The sequence below is a fragment of the Streptomyces tatrensis genome, assembly GCF_049310065.1.
Classification (GTDB): domain Bacteria; phylum Actinomycetota; class Actinomycetes; order Streptomycetales; family Streptomycetaceae; genus Streptomyces.
Genome location: NZ_JBMDLB010000011.1, coordinates 3510384 through 3524751, shown reverse-complemented (window position 1 = coordinate 3524751; position 14368 = coordinate 3510384). Strand labels below are relative to the sequence as shown.

Here is a 14368-nt window from a genome sequence, read left to right as displayed (position 1 = left end):
CGTTCCCCCGGCTAGGTTCACGGCGACCGATGTGAACTCATGGGGAGTGTGAATGCGCAAGAAGCTCGGATGGCTGCTGTCGCTCGTGGTGCTGATCGGCACCGCGGGTGCGGCCGGCACCACGGCGCAAGCGGCCACCGCCGCGGAACCGTCCGCCGTCACGGATGCCACCGCCACGGATGCCAAGGCCGCCACGGAAGACATCAAGGACCGGATCCTCGCGGTCCCGGGGATGACCCTGATCGAGGAGAAGCCGTACCCCGGCTACCGCTTCTTCGTACTGAACTACGAGCAGCCGGTCGACCACCGCGCGCCGTGGAAGGGCACCTTCAAGCAGCGCCTGACCCTGCTGCACAAGGACGTCACGCGGCCCACGGTGTTCTTCACCTCCGGCTACAACGTCAACACCAACCCGCGCCGCAGCGAGCCGACGACCATAGTCGACGGCAACCAGGTGTCGCTGGAGTACCGTTTCTTCACCCCGTCCCGCCCCGACCCGGCCAACTGGGCGAACCTCGACATCTGGCAGGCCGCCAGTGACCAGCACCGCGTCTTCACCGCGCTGAAGAAGGTCTACAAGAAGAACTGGCTGGCCACGGGCGGCAGCAAGGGCGGCATGACCGCCACCTACTTCGAGCGCTTCTACCCGCGCGACATGGACGGCGTCGTCGCGTACGTCGCCCCCAACGACGTGGTGAACAAGGAGGACTCGGCCTACGACCGGTTCTTCGCCAAGGTCGGCACCAAGGAGTGCCGCGACCGGCTGAACGCGGTGCAGCGCGAGGCGCTCGTGCGCCGGATCCCGCTGGAGGCCAAGTACGCGGCCGCCGCCGCCGAGAACGGCTGGACCTTCACCACCGTCGGCAACCTCGACAAGGCCTACGAGGCCGTCGTGCTCGACTACGTGTGGGCCTTCTGGCAGTACAGCCTGCTCGCCGACTGCTCCACCATCCCGGCCGCCGCCACCGCGACCGACCAGGAGATCTGGGACACGATCGACTCGATCTCCGGCTTCTCGGCCTACGCCGACCAGGGCCTGGAGACGTACACCCCGTACTACTACCAGGCGGGCACCCAGCTCGGTTCCCCCGACATCAAGCAGCCCCACCTCGGTGACCTGAGCCGCTACGGCTACCAGCCGCCGCGCAACTTCGTGCCCCGCGACATCCCGATGACCTTCCAGCCGTCGGCCATGCGGGACATCGACACCTGGGTGAAGAACAACGCGAACCAGATGCTCTTCGTCAACGGGCAGAACGACCCGTGGGGTGCCGAACCGTTCCACCTCGGCTACGGGGCCCGCGACAGCTACGTGATGATCGCTCCCGGCGCCAACCACGGGGCCAACGTCGCCAAGCTCACGGAGGGCGAGAAGGCGCTGGCCACCGCGAAGATCCTGCAGTGGGCCGGAGTCGCCCCCGCCGCCTCGCCCACCGGCGCGGCGAAGGTCGCACCGCTGGCCAAGCCGGACGCGCAGCTCGACCAGCGCGACATCGAGCGCGAGCCGATGCTGCGCCCGTAGGACCCGGGGGGCCGCGGGAGGGGTACGGGGACTACCCGTACGCCAGCCCGTGGCCCAGCGGGTAGCGGCCCGGCACCGGGACCGGCAGGCGCCCCGTGGGGCGTACGGTCCCGGTGATCACCCGGGCCGCCGCGCGCAGCTCCACGTCCGTCCAGGTGTAGGTGGCCAGTTCGGCCGCGCAGGCCGGCAGCCGGGCCGGGTCGTACGGGTTGCGGATCGCCACCAGGACCACCGGCACCCCGGTGGCCAGCAGCTCGGTGACCAGCTCGCGCTGCGGGCTCGCACCCTCGGGGACGTTGTACGTGCACACGAGCACCGCCGCGTTGCCGGGGGCGGCCGCCACCGCGCGCGCGGGCGGCAGGGCCGTCGCCCGGCAGCCCAGCGCGGACAGCTCCCGGGCCAGTACCGCCGTAGGGGGTCCCGTCGTACCCGTGGGGGAGACCGGGTCGGTCCCGGTGACCAGGAGCAGCGGCCGGTCCGCCGGATCCAGCGGCAGCAGCTTCACCGGATTGGCCAGCAGGGTCGTCGTGCGGTCCGCGATCTCCCCGGCCGCCGCCAGGTGCGCCGGGATGCCGACGGCCGCATCCACCGCGTCCATCGCCCGCGCCGCGTCCACGGCCGGCGCCGCGGCCTCGAACAGGCCCCGGCGGGCCTTCAGTTCCAGGATCCGCAGCACCGACTCCTCGATCCGGGCCCGCGTCAGCTCGCCGGACTCCACGGCCGCCAGCACGCTGCGCACGGCCAGCCCCAGGTCCGGCGGGTTCAGCAGCTGGTCGCAGCCCGCCTTGAGGGCCAGCACCGGGACCCGGTCGTCCCCGTACTTCTGGCGGACCCCGGCCATGTCGAGGGCGTCGGTGACCACCACCCCGCCGAAGCCGAGGCGTTCGCGCAGGATCCCGGTGACGATGGGCCGCGAGAGGGTCGCCGGATCCCCCGAGGGGTCGAGCGCGGGGAAGACGATGTGCGCGGTCATCACCACGTCCACGCCCGCCTCCACGGCCGCCCGGAACGGCGGCTCGTCCAGCTCCTCCCACCGCGCGCGGGTGTGGGTCATCAGCGGCAGCCCGACGTGGCTGTCGGTGCCGGTGTCCCCGTGCCCCGGGAAGTGCTTCGCCGTGGCGGCCACCCCGGCGCTCTGGTAGCCGCGGACCTGGGCGGCGACCAGCGCCGCCACGGCCTGCGGGTCGGCGCCGAAGGACCGTACGCCGATGACCGGGTTGGCGGGGTCCACGTTCACGTCGGCCACCGGGGCGTAGTTGTGCCGGATGCCCATGGCCGCCAGCTCCGCGCCCGCGATGCGCGCGGCCCGGCGGGCCTCGGCGGTCGACCCGCCGGTCCCCAGGGCCAGGGCCCCCAGCGCCATGGCCCCCGGCAGCAGGGTCGCGGGCCGGCCCACGCGGGCGACGGCGCCGTGCTCCTGGTCGATGGAGAGCAGCAGCGGGATGCCCGCACCGTCGCCTGCGGCCGCGCGCTGGAGCCCGGCCGACAGCTCGGCGACCTGGCGCGGGGAGCGGGTGTTGTGCGCCCAGCCGAAGTAGACGATCCCGCCGAGGTGGTAGCGGGCGACCAGCTCGGCGGGGGTGCGCACCCCGAACAGCTGCTGGTTCTGCGCGGCGTCCTCGGAGTCGGGAGCGGTGGCCGAGTGCCCGTACACCCGCGATACGAAGAGCTGCCCGACCAGTTCGGCCAGGCTCATCCGCGCCATCGTCTCGCGCGGCCGGACCCGGGGGGCCGGGGTGCGGCCCGGTGCGCGGTCGCCCGGCCGGGGGTCGTCGGGGGCGGGACCGCCGGGGTTCCGGTCGGGGCCCACCGCGGCGGACGCGGCCCCCGCGGCGGTGACGGCGGCCACGGCGGCCACGGTGAGCAGGGTCCGGCGGGAGGCGTGGTTCGGCACGCGCCGGACCCTACTGCGGGGCGGGGCCCCCGGCGCGGGGGACACTCGCGGAGTCCCCCGGACGGGGGGCGACCAGCGGCCAGTGCTCGCGCAGGGTCCGTACGGCCTCGGTGATCGCCGGCCGGCGGGCCGCCCCGGTCCGCCACAGGGCGTACAACCGGCGTACGGGGCCGGGCTCCAGCGGTACGGCCACCGCGCCGGGCGGCAGCGTCCCGGTGCCCAGCCGCGGTACGACGGCCACCCCGAGCCCGGCGGCGACCAGCGAGACGATGGTGTGGTTCTCCTCGGCGACGTGCGTGATGTCGGGCTCGAACCCGGCCGTGCGCAGGGTCCGCACCAGCCAGTCGTGGCAGACCCGGCCGGGCGGCTGGCAGACCCAGCGCTGCCCGCCCAGGTCCGAGCGGTGGATGACGGCGCGGGAGGTGAAGGGGTGCCCGGCGGGGACGAGGAGGTCGCAGCGGTCGTCCCCGATCACCGCCTGCTCCACGCCCTCGGGGGCCGGCAGCGGGGCGATGTCCCAGTCGTGGGTCACGGCCAGGTCGGTGACCCCGCGCGAGACCAGGTCCATCGACAGGTGGGGGTTGATCTCGGTGAGCCGTACTTCCAGGGCCGGGTGACGGTGGGCCAGGTCCGCGAGGACCCCGGGGAGCAGGCCGCGGGCGGCCGAGGCGAAGGCGGCGACCCGCAGCCGGCCGATGGGCTGGCCGCGGGACTCCTCCAGCGCGGTCTCGGCCTGCTCGGAGATGTCCAACAGCTGCTGGGCCGTGGCGGCCAGCAGTTTGGCCTCCTCGGTGAGGGCGACGCCGCGGCCGTGGCGTTCGAGGAGGGTGGTGCGGGTTTCCCGTTCCAGCTTGGCGATCTGCTGGGAGACGGCGGAGGGGGTGTACCCGAGGGCGGCCGCGGCGGCGCCGACCGAGCCGTGGACGGAGACGGCGTGCAGGGCGCGCAGCCGGGAGAGGTCGAGCATGGCGGTCAGCTTAGGGCGTGCCGTTCGGATCGGGCCGGGCCCGCGGCGGCGGCACCGCCGATTGCCGGATGAAGCATTGCTACATCCGACCCTGAAGAGATCTGCGCTAGTGCTAAACGGTTGATGAGCCGATGCTCGGATCATGCGACCCATGCACACTGCCCTCGCGGTCCTCGTAGCCGCGGTCTGGGGTTTCAACTTCGTCGTCATCGAGTTCGGGCTCGGATCGTTCCCTCCGCTGCTGCTGTCCGCCCTGCGCTTCCTTGTCGCGGCACTGCCGGCGGTGTTCTTCGTCGGACGGCCCAAGGTGGCCTGGAAGTGGATCATCGCGGTGGGCGTGGTCCTCGGCATCGCGAAGTTCGGGCTGCTGTTCACCGGGATGGACAACGGGATGCCGGCCGGGCTGTCCTCGCTGGTCCTCCAGGCGCAGGCGGTGTTCACGGCCGTGTTCGCGGCCGTCGTGCTCGGGGAGCGGCCGGGCCTGCTGCGGATCGCGGGCATGACCGTGGCGTTCGCGGGGATCGCCGTGGCCGCCGTGGACGAGGGGGCCTCCGGGCCGGTGCTGGGCTTCACGATGGTCATCGCGGCCGCCGCGTGCTGGGGCGTGTCCAACGTGCTGACCCGCAAGGCCTCCCCGCCCGACGCGCTGAACTTCATGGTGTGGGTGAGCGTGGTGCCGGTGCTGCCGCTGGCGGGGCTCTCGCTCCTGCTGGAGGGGCCGGAGCGGGACTTGGCGGCGCTGCGCGGGCTCGACTGGAGCGGGGTCGGGGTCATCGTGTACCTCGCCTGGATCACCACGGTGTTCGGCTTCGGGGCGTGGGGGTTCCTGCTGCGCACCTATCCCGCCTCCTCGGTGGCCCCCTTCTCGCTGCTGGTGCCGGTCTTCGGGATGAGCTCGGCGGCCCTGGTGCTGGGGGAGGGCGTGAGCGGGCTGCGCTGGGTGGCGGCCGTCCTGCTGGTCGGCGGGGTGGCGGTGACCTCGCTGGTGCCGTCGAAGCCCAAGGCCGGGCCCAAGGCCGGGCCTGAGCCCGGGCCCGCGGCGGCGGAAGCGGAAGCAGGTCCGAAGGCGGAAGCGGAACCGGAAGCGGGGGCCTCGGCGGAGGGGCCGCAGGCCGCGGAGGGGACCGGTCGGACCCCCGTGCCCGCGGCCGCGGGGGTCCCGGCGCCCGACCCCGGCCCGGTTCCGCTTCCGGCCGCGGGCGGTCGCTAGCGGGAACGCTTCCGGCTCCCCGGCAGGCCGGGCCGCACCCGCGCGGCCCGGGCGGCCACAGGCTCAGACACCGTTGAAAGGCTCCTTGCCCAGCAGATATCCGGCGTGCAGCCGGTTGCGGGCTCCGATGCTCTTCATGATGTTCGCAATGTGGCGTTGGCAATTCCGCAACGATATCCCGACCACATGCGCTATTCGGTTGTCCGATTCACCCTGAATGAGCAGCGAGACGATCGTCTGCTGAATATCCGAGGTAATCGCGGCACGTGCGGGCCTGTCGTCGTCCGAGGTGAATTTCTCGGCCGCGCTCCAGGCCCGCTCGAAAGCCTCCACGAGGAATGAGACAAGGTGGCTGTTTTTCGATACCGCTGCACCGTGGGAGCCATCCGAAAGCGGCAAGATCGCCACTTCCTTGTCGAAGATGATGCAGCGCGGAAAACCGTGCGCGAGCGTGCACACTTCCGCGCCGAGCGGTGCGACCCGCGCGACGAAGGACGCGGTGGCCGGGCTGAACCGGGCCGTGTGCTGGTACAGGGTGCGCATCCGGACACCGCGTTCCAGCAGCCGTTCGGTGCGGTCCAGGCTCTCCTGGAGCACCTCCGTGTCCCGGGCTCCGCCGGGCTGGGAGGTCATGACCTCGGTGCGGCAGCCGACCGCGAGGCCGGCGATGAGTTTGCGGACGTCCGCTACGCCCGGGACCAACTCCAGTGCCGTCTCGTCCTTCAGGTGCGCCGTCGTGAGGGTCAACAGGTCGAGATCTCCGCGTAGTTGATCGAGAAAAGTCTGTGTCTCGTTCAGGCTGTGCTGTGCCGGGTTGAGGACCTTGATGCGTGCGTGGTCCACGGGGTAGGGGGTGTAGATGTTGCTCAGGGGGCACTCGCTGAGCAGTCCCAAGGCCTCCAGGGACACCGCGGCCGCCTCTATTTCCTCGGTGGTCATGCCGAGGGCTGTTGCGGCCGTATCGCATGTTGTTCCGGGTGTCTGTGTACAGAACCGGTAGAGACGATCTCCGGCAGGGGTGAGCCGGGGCACGGGAAAAGGGTGGACTTGTCTGATTGTGTTCAATTCATCCCCCTGTCATGTTTTCGCCAGCGGCAACATGATCCCAGAAAGGGATGGATCCGGATGTCGAAGAACGGACAGGATGAGGCCGAAGCTGATCCGGACCGCAGGACATCTTGAGGGGCAGGCAAGCATGCCACGTATAGCGAGTTTCCTCATCGCCATTGCGGCAACTTTCGCGGTGACCGTCTTCCTGGCCCCGTCGACTAGTGGTGCGGCGAACATCGCCGGCCCCACTGGTCCGGGTCAGGTAGCCAACGATCTCGGCTGGGGATGAGATGCCTCGTAGTAAGTCGTACAACACGTACTCCAACCTGCAGCGCCCTGAGTTCCGCAAGCGCGTCGACGAGCTCCTGCTGAAGTTCGAGCGGGACTTCTACGAGCGCAGCGCGGGCGCCGACGGGATGCTCGACAAGGAGAAGTTCGACCTCGAGCTGTACAAGCGGCACAACGTCGAGACGATGATCCGGATCGGCCTCAAGCGTGCCGTCGACCCCCTCATCGCCAACTACTGGGCCACCCGGGACCCGCAGCTCTGCAAGGAGTGGGGCATGTACGGAGCGGAGGAGGGCCGCCACGACCGCATGTTCGCCGGCGACCTGCACAAGGTCGGCATGACGGACGAGGAGATCTACGCGATCCGCCCGACCTTCGCCACCGAGCTGCTCAACGGGTACTTCTACTACACGATGGCCACCGAGGGCCCGCTGGCCGCGATGATCAGCGGGTTCTACCTGGAGTACATCGCGGGCAAGACGCAGCCCGACTGGCTGGACATCATGGAGCAGCACGTCGGCGCCGACAAGACGAAGGGCGCCCGCGCCCACCTGGCCCTCGACGAGGACGACGACCACGTCGACATGGTCTGGAACCTCATCATGCGCATCATCAAGGACGAGGCCGACGAAGAGCGCTTCGTCGAGCACCTCATCAAGATCAACTCGCTGTTCGTGTCGTACTTCGTCGAGGTCTACGCGGCCACCGTGCTCGGCGCCGGCGCCGACGCCTCGCTGCTGACCCAGGCCGCACCGGCCGCCGCCGTACAGACCAACCTGCAGACGAGGGCCACCGCTTCGGTCTGACCGACCGGCCCCCACCTGCCGGCGACGCCCTGAAGGCCGAAGGGCCGAAGGGCTGAAGAGCTGAAGGGCCGACACTCCCGCAGTCCGGCGATCCCGGGCATTGCGTTCCAGATGTGCCGCACAGCCCCCCGCACGGGGGGCGGTGCCGCGATGTCCGGGGTCCGGCTGCTCCACCCGTCTACTCACCAAGGAAGACGATGCACTATTCATGGCCCCGCGAACTGTCCGAACAGGACATGCGCGAAATGATCGAGCTGATGGACGCCGTCGCGGTCAAGGAGATGACCCTCGGCTTCTACGAACCGGTGGGCCTGGAGAAGGGCCTGCCCCTGATGCGGGCCTTCGAGGCCGACCTGCAGAAGGGCGCCGTCGACCTCCTGCACGTCCGCACCGACGAAGGCCGCATCGTCGGCATGGTGACGCTCGCCCGGGCCCCGCTGCCCGCCCGCCGCCACATCGTCGAAATGCGCCGCTGCGTCGTCGCCCCCGACTACCGCGGGCAGTTCCTGCTCGAAGGATGGGCCGAGGCCCTGCGCAAGGTCGGCGAGATGGGCTGCGACGTCATCACGCTCGAAGTCCGCGACGACGGCCCCTCCGTGCTCTGGCAGCGCCTGGGCTTCCGCGAATACGGCCGGCTGCCCGACTACGCCCGCGCCGACGGCCGCCCCGTCACCGGCTTCTACATGCACGCCCGGCTCGCCGACATCACGGACCACTTCGAGGCCACCGGCACCTGGCTGCACGAGCTCGAATCCGACCGCGTCGCGGTCGCGAGCTGACCTCCCCACCGGCAGGCCGTACGCGCGGCACCTCCTGCGCGCACCGTGCCTGAGGTACGTCCCGCGCACCCGCACCCGCACCCACACCCGCACCCGCGCCCCCTCCTGAGCGCCGCGCCGCCCGAACCGGCTGCCGGCACAGGAGCCCCCGCACGCCGAGCACACCGAGCACGCCGAGCACGCTGCACCGAGGACGCCGGACTCGGCCCCGGGCCGATCCGCCCCTGCGCCACGGCCCTTCGCGGCCGACCGTCCGGTGCGCACCCTCGCGCCCCACCCACGGCTCCCACCGCTCTCACCGCTCCCGCCTCACCCACCGCCCGCCGGGGCGCACGTCGACGTGCGCCGGCCGGGCCGCGGGACCACACCACTCCACCGAAGGGCACAGCCATGTCCAAGATCGCCGTCCTGACCAACGACCTCCAGTACGAACTGGTCGAGAAGAACCCGGAGCGCGTCGCCGCCGTCGAGGCCGCGACCCCCCACTTCACGGGCTTCCTCGACGAGATGCGCAGCCGCGGCCACCACATCTTCCACCTGCAGCTCGTCAACGACCCGGACGACCCGAACGCCGAGCGCTACGACGGCCACCTCCCGGTCCAGCGCGGCACCCACGGCGCCGACATCATCGAGGCCTTCCTGGCCCCCGAGGACGTCGTCATGGAGAAGAGCAAGGACTCGGGCTTCTACGAGACCGACCTGCACGAGCGCCTCCAGGCCCTCGGCGTGGACACCGTGCTGATCACCGGCATGCAGACGCAGATATGCGTCCAGACCACCGCCGCCGACGCGTTCTTCCGCGGCTACAACATCTGGGTCCCGTCCGACTGCGTTGTCTCGGCCCGCCTGGACGACAAGCAGCGCGCCCTGGACTGGCTGGAGGGCTACTGCGCCACGGTGACCGACTCCGCCGAGGTCATCAAGGTCCTCGACGCCGAGGGCGGCCTGCCCCGCAAGAACATCAAGACCCCGTGACCACGCCCCTCCCCTCAACTCCCCGTTCCAGAGAGGAACAGGCATGACCACGAGCGTGGATCCCACCGAATTCATCGTCCTCGACCACGGCACCGGCGCGAAGCTGAGCCAGGACCTGGTCCAGCTGATCGCGGCGACCCTCGGCGACGTGTACGTCGGCATCATGGAGGACAGTGCGGTCCTCAAGATCGAGGGCGACCGCATCGCGATGACCACCGACTCCTTCGTGATCGACCCGCCGTTCTTCGGCAACGGGGACATCGGGAAGATCGCGGTCTGCGGCACCGTCAACGACCTGGCCGTGGCCGGCGCCCGGCCCAAGTACCTCACCCTCGGGATGATCCTGGAGACCGGGCTCCCCATCCCCAAGCTGGTCCAGGTCCTGGAGTCGATCCGCGACACCGCCCGCGAGGCCGGCGTACAGATCGTCGGCGGGGACACCAAGGTGGTCCGCAAGGGCGAGGCCGACCAGATCTACCTGAACACCGCGGGCGTCGGGGTCTTCGAGCGCGAGCCGCTCACCATGACCGACGTGCGCCCCGGCGACAAGGTCATCCTCAGCGGCCCCATCGGCAACCACACGGTGCACCTGCTCTCCATCCGCGAGGGCCTCGGCTTCGAGCAGCGCGTGGACAGCGACTGCGCACCGCTCAACGGCCTGGTGGACACGGTCCTGTCGACCGTGGAGGCCGGCGCCGTCCGCTCGATGCGCGACGTCACCCGCGGCGGCCTGACCGCCGTGCTCCACGAGTACGCCCACAAGCTCGGCCGCACCATCCGCGTCGCCCAGGACGACCTGCCCATCCAGCACGAGACCGCGATGGCCGCCGACATGCTCGGCATCAACCCGCTGCACTGCGCCAACGAGGGCTGCCTCGCGGTCTTCGTGGCCCCGGAGGCGGAGGCCGACGTACTGGCCGCCCTGCGCTCGCTGCCCTACGGCAAGCACGCGGTCACCATCGGCGAGATCTCCGAGGACACCGAGGCGCTGGTGCTGCTGCGCGACAAGGACGGCCGCGAGACCCAGCTCGAGGAACTCCTCGGCGCCGAACTCCCCCGGCTCTGCTGAGACAAGGGACCGAGGAGACCGCCATGAGCAGCACCGAGCAGCAGACCGTCACGGAGCGGCCCGCAGGGATCACGGGCGTCGACAGCGCCCACACCGATGTCGACGCGTGGCGCATCCGCGTCACCGGCGTGGTCCAGGGCGTCGGCTACCGGCCGTTCGTCTACAAGCTGGCCCGTGAACTCGGCCTCTCCGGCTGGGTTCGCAACGACCCCGAGGGCGTGCTGGTGGAGGCGTCCGGACCGGTCGCCGCCCTGGAGGAGTTCGCGGCGGGCCTCAGCGGCCGCGCCCCCGAGCTCGCCCGGGTGGACGAGGTCCGGCCGACCAGGGGACTGGACCGCGGCACCGTGCCCGAGGGCCCGTTCACCATCGTGCACAGCGAGCACACCGGAGCCCGGTCCGCGCTGCTCCCGGCGGACACCCACGTCTGTGGCGACTGCCAGGCGGAACTTCGCGACCCGAAGGACCGCCGGCACCGCTACCCCTTCATCAACTGCACCAACTGCGGGCCCCGGTACTCCATCATCCAGGACCTGCCGTACGACCGTCCGATGACCACCATGGCCACCTTCACCATGTGCGCGGACTGCAAGGCCGAGTACGAGGACCCGATGGACCGGCGCTACCACGCGCAGCCCAACGCCTGCCCGGACTGCGGCCCCCGGCTGCTGCTCCAGGACCGCGAGGGGAACACGGCCGAAGGGGACGAGGCGCTCCTGCGGGCCGCCCGGGTCCTCGCGGACGGCGGGATCGCGGCCATGAAGAGCGTCGGCGGCTTCCACCTCGTGGTGGACGCGACCAACGCCGAGGCCGTGGCGCTGCTGCGCAGCCGCAAGCGCCGCGACTCCAAGCCGTTCGCGGTGATGGTCCGCGACCTCACCACGGCGCAGGGCCTGGTGGAGCTCTCCGAAGCGGAGATCGACGTCCTGCGCTCGCCGGCCCGGCCCATCCTGCTGGCCCGCAAGCGCGCGGGCTCCCTCCCGGAGTCCGTGGCCCCGCGCAACCCCAACCTGGGGATCATGCTGCCCTCGGCACCCCACCACCACCTGCTGCTGGACGAGCCCGGACTCGAGGCGCTCGTCGCCACCAGCGGCAACATCTCCGGCTACCCCATCGCCTACCGCAACGAAGAGGCCCTGGAGCAGCTCTTCGAGATCGCGGACGTGATCCTCTACCACGACCGCGACATCGAGATCCGCGTCGACGACTCGGTGGTCCGCCTCTCCGACCACCCCGAACTGGACGAGCCGCTCCTCCAGTTCATCCGCAGGGCCCGCGGCTACGCCCCCTACCCGGTGGACGTCGGCCGCGACGTGGCCCCCGTGGTCGCCCTCGGCGCCGAACTGAAGACGACCGTCGCCCTCACCAACGGCTCCCAGGTCTTCCTCAGCCAGCACATCGGCGACCTCAAGAACGACGAGACCTTCGCCGCGCACCACCGCACCGCCCGGCACCTGGCGCAGCTCTACGCGCTCAAGCCGGAGGTCACGGCGCACGACATGCACCCGCAGTTCCGCTCCACCCGGGCCGCCCTCGACGAGGACGGCGCGGGCCCGGCGCTCCCCACCGTGGAAGTCCAGCACCACCACGCCCACATGGCCTCCTGCATGGCGGAGAACCACGTGAGCGGCACCACCCTCGGCGTGATCTTCGACGGCTTCGGCTACGGCGAGGACGGCACGGTCTGGGGCGGGGAGTTCCTCCTCGGGGACTTCGCCGCTTACCGCCGGGTCGGCCGGATGCGCGGCCTGCCGCTGATCGGCGGGGACCAGGCCGTACGCGAACCCATCCGCACCGGGTACGCGCTCGCCCTGGACGCCTTCGACGGGGACGGGGACAAGGCCCTGGCGGGCTTCCCCGCCCTCGCCGCCCTCGACGAGCAGCGCCGGCAGGTCTTCGCCACGATGGCCGCCCGCGGGATCAACTCCCCGCCCACCTCCAGCATGGGCCGGCTCTTCGACGGGGCCGCCGCCCTCGCCGGGGTCTGCGCCAAGGCCGAGTACGAGGCCCAGGGCCCGATCGAGCTGGAGGGGCTGCTCGACCGCGACGCCGCCCCGGAGCCGCAGGCCTCGTACCGCTTCGGGGCCTACGGGGCCGACGGACTGACCGAGGTGGACCCGCGGCCCGTGATCCGGGCCATGGCCGCCGACATCGCCGCCGGGCTGCCCGTCGACCGGATCAGCCGCCGCTTCCACACGGCCGTCGTCGAGATGGTGCGCGAGCGCTGCAAGGCCCTGCGGGAGGAGACCGGGGTCAACCAGGTCGCCCTCTCCGGAGGCGTGTTCCTCAACGAGTTCCTGCTGCTCAACTGTCTGACCGGGCTGACCGCCGACGGGTTCGACACCTATGTCCACCGGCTCGTCCCGACCAATGACGGAGGGATCGCCCTCGGCCAGGTCATGGTCGCGGACGCCCGCTCACGCCCGAGGAATGGAAGAGGAGTGACGACGTGACCACCCTCACGCCGGACGAGATGTACACCTTCGTCGAGGCGCGCGAATCGGGCGCCCGGACCTACGCCAACGCCTTCGGCAAACTGCTCGCCGAAGGCCACGGCGCACGGATCCGCGACGGGCACGGCCGCGAGTACCTGGACTGCCTCGCCGCGGCGGGCACCCTCGCCCTGGGGCACAACCACCCCGGCGTGCTGACCGCGGTGGGGGAGTACCTCACCTCCGGTCAGGTCCAGCAGGCACTGGACCTGACCACCCCGGCCAAGTACGAGTACCTCCAGGCGCTCTACGAACGGCTGCCGGGCACCATGGCGGACACCTTCAAGACGCAGTTCTGCGGACCGGCGGGCACCGACGCCACCGAAGCCGCCATCAAGCTGTTCAAGATCGCCACCGGCCGCCGCACGGTGATCTCCTTCCACGGGGCGTACCACGGCATGACGGCGGGCGCCCTCGCCCTCACCGGCAACCTGGGCGCCAAGGAGTCCGTGCCCTCCCTGATGCCGGACGTCCACCACCTGCCCTACCCCTACGACTACCGCTGCCCCTTCGGCATAGGCGGCGAGGCGGGCATCCAGGCCGGCCTGACCTACATCGAGCGGCTGCTCACCGACCCGGAGAGCGGCATCACCACACCGGCCGCGATCTTCGTCGAAGCCGTCCAGGGCGAGGGCGGGGTCATCCCGGCGCCGGCCTCCTGGCTGCGCGGTCTGCGGGAGATCACCGCCCGGCTGGACATCCCGCTGGTCCTGGACGAGATCCAGGCCGGCTTCGGACGCACCGGCACCATGTGGGCCTTCGAGGAGTCCGGGATCGAACCGGACGCGGTCCTCGTCTCCAAGGCGGCCGGCGGCGGCTTCCCGCTGTCGCTGCTGCTCTACCACGGCAAGTACGACGCCTGGGCGCCCGGAGCCCACGCGGGCACCTTCCGCGGCAACCAGATCGCCCTGGTCGCGGGGCTCGCCGCCATGCGGGTCACGGAGTCCGAGGGACTGATCGAAAAGGCCGCCGCCAAGGGCAGGCTGATCGGCGCCCTGCTCGGCCGGCTGGCCGCCGGCCACCCCGAGATCGGCCAAGTCCGCGGCCGGGGCCTGATGTGGGGCCTCGAGATCGTCGACCCCGCAGGCCCGGCCGACCGGCTCGGATCGCTGCCCGCCGACGGGGCCCGGGCCAAGCGCATCAAGCGCGCCTGCCTGGACCACGGGCTGCTGCTGGAGAGCGGCGGCCGGCACGGCGCCGTGCTCCGGCTGCTCCCGCCACTGGTGATCACCGACGAGGAGATCCACGAGATGGCAGCGGCCCTGGAGAAAGCTCTGATCGACTGCGCCTGAGCCGGAGAAGCCGGTTCGGCACGGCAG

Annotated in this window: 11 protein-coding genes; 8 read left to right on the top strand and 3 right to left on the bottom strand. The window is 71.3% G+C overall.

The features are described 5' to 3' along the window. Nucleotides 1-52 precede the first annotated feature (52 nt). Complete coding sequence (locus tag ACODT5_RS31705; RefSeq protein WP_422522564.1) at nucleotides 53-1522, top strand: S28 family serine protease; 1470 nt, start codon at nucleotides 53-55, stop codon at nucleotides 1520-1522. A gap of 31 nt (nucleotides 1523-1553) precedes the next feature. On the opposite strand, the gene ACODT5_RS31700 is transcribed toward ACODT5_RS31705, so the two are convergent. Then, nucleotides 1554-3416, bottom strand: coding sequence for a glycoside hydrolase family 3 protein (locus tag ACODT5_RS31700; RefSeq protein WP_422522563.1), 1863 nt, complete (start codon nucleotides 3414-3416; stop codon nucleotides 1554-1556). A 10-nt stretch (nucleotides 3417-3426) separates the two neighbouring features. Then, nucleotides 3427-4383 carry a LysR family transcriptional regulator gene (locus ACODT5_RS31695; RefSeq protein WP_422522562.1) on the bottom strand — a complete coding sequence of 319 codons (957 nt, stop codon included), beginning with the start codon at nucleotides 4381-4383 and terminating at the stop codon, nucleotides 3427-3429. 142 nt (nucleotides 4384-4525) lie between these two features. On the opposite strand from ACODT5_RS31695, the gene ACODT5_RS31690 reads away from it, so the two are divergent. Next, nucleotides 4526-5593 carry an EamA family transporter gene (locus ACODT5_RS31690; protein ID WP_422522561.1) on the top strand — a complete coding sequence of 356 codons (1068 nt, stop codon included), beginning with the start codon at nucleotides 4526-4528 and terminating at the stop codon, nucleotides 5591-5593. A 63-nt stretch (nucleotides 5594-5656) separates the two neighbouring features. On the opposite strand, the gene ACODT5_RS31685 is transcribed toward ACODT5_RS31690, so the two are convergent. Further along, nucleotides 5657-6532, bottom strand: coding sequence for a helix-turn-helix transcriptional regulator (locus ACODT5_RS31685; protein WP_422522560.1), 876 nt, complete (start codon nucleotides 6530-6532; stop codon nucleotides 5657-5659). A 401-nt stretch (nucleotides 6533-6933) separates the two neighbouring features. Between ACODT5_RS31685 and ACODT5_RS31680 the strand changes: the two genes are divergently transcribed. The 6 genes from ACODT5_RS31680 (at nucleotide 6934) to ACODT5_RS31655 (ending at nucleotide 14341) form a co-directional block, all read left to right on the top strand. After that, the gene (locus tag ACODT5_RS31680) at nucleotides 6934-7737 is read left to right on the top strand and encodes a hypothetical protein (protein WP_422522559.1); all 804 of its coding nucleotides are present in this window, start codon (nucleotides 6934-6936) and stop codon (nucleotides 7735-7737) included. Nucleotides 7738-7934: 197 nt separating this feature from the next. Further along, entirely contained in the window at nucleotides 7935-8516 is a 582-nt protein-coding gene (locus ACODT5_RS31675; protein WP_422522558.1) for a GNAT family N-acetyltransferase, read from the top strand. Nucleotides 8517-8906: 390 nt separating this feature from the next. After that, entirely contained in the window at nucleotides 8907-9491 is a 585-nt protein-coding gene (locus ACODT5_RS31670; RefSeq protein ID WP_422522557.1) for a cysteine hydrolase family protein, read from the top strand. A 43-nt stretch (nucleotides 9492-9534) separates the two neighbouring features. Beyond that, nucleotides 9535-10560 (top strand): hydrogenase expression/formation protein HypE, encoded by a 1026-nt coding sequence (gene hypE / locus ACODT5_RS31665; protein WP_266908658.1) that lies wholly within the window; start codon nucleotides 9535-9537, stop codon nucleotides 10558-10560. A gap of 23 nt (nucleotides 10561-10583) precedes the next feature. Further along, nucleotides 10584-13010 carry a carbamoyltransferase HypF gene (gene hypF / locus ACODT5_RS31660; protein ID WP_422522556.1) on the top strand — a complete coding sequence of 809 codons (2427 nt, stop codon included), beginning with the start codon at nucleotides 10584-10586 and terminating at the stop codon, nucleotides 13008-13010. Next, on the top strand, nucleotides 13007-14341 hold the full coding sequence (locus tag ACODT5_RS31655; protein ID WP_422522555.1) for a diaminobutyrate--2-oxoglutarate transaminase family protein: 1335 nt from the start codon (nucleotides 13007-13009) through the stop codon (nucleotides 14339-14341). Before hypF ends, ACODT5_RS31655 begins: the two co-directional genes overlap by 4 nt. Nucleotides 14342-14368 lie beyond the last annotated feature (27 nt).

What these genes read in the sequence shown, in the direction of transcription:
- ACODT5_RS31705 (WP_422522564.1), top strand. Translation starts at nt 53, where the DNA reads ATGCGCAAGAAGCTCGGATGGCTGCTGTCGCTCGTGGTGCTGATCGGC.
- ACODT5_RS31695 (WP_422522562.1), bottom strand. Translation starts at nt 4,383, where the DNA reads ATGCTCGACCTCTCCCGGCTGCGCGCCCTGCACGCCGTCTCCGTCCAC.
- ACODT5_RS31690 (WP_422522561.1), top strand. Translation starts at nt 4,526, where the DNA reads ATGCGACCCATGCACACTGCCCTCGCGGTCCTCGTAGCCGCGGTCTGG.
- ACODT5_RS31685 (WP_422522560.1), bottom strand. Translation starts at nt 6,532, where the DNA reads ATGACCACCGAGGAAATAGAGGCGGCCGCGGTGTCCCTGGAGGCCTTG.
- ACODT5_RS31680 (WP_422522559.1), top strand. Translation starts at nt 6,934, where the DNA reads ATGCCTCGTAGTAAGTCGTACAACACGTACTCCAACCTGCAGCGCCCT.
- ACODT5_RS31675 (WP_422522558.1), top strand. Translation starts at nt 7,935, where the DNA reads ATGCACTATTCATGGCCCCGCGAACTGTCCGAACAGGACATGCGCGAA.
- ACODT5_RS31670 (WP_422522557.1), top strand. Translation starts at nt 8,907, where the DNA reads ATGTCCAAGATCGCCGTCCTGACCAACGACCTCCAGTACGAACTGGTC.
- hypE (WP_266908658.1), top strand. Translation starts at nt 9,535, where the DNA reads ATGACCACGAGCGTGGATCCCACCGAATTCATCGTCCTCGACCACGGC.
- hypF (WP_422522556.1), top strand. Translation starts at nt 10,584, where the DNA reads ATGAGCAGCACCGAGCAGCAGACCGTCACGGAGCGGCCCGCAGGGATC.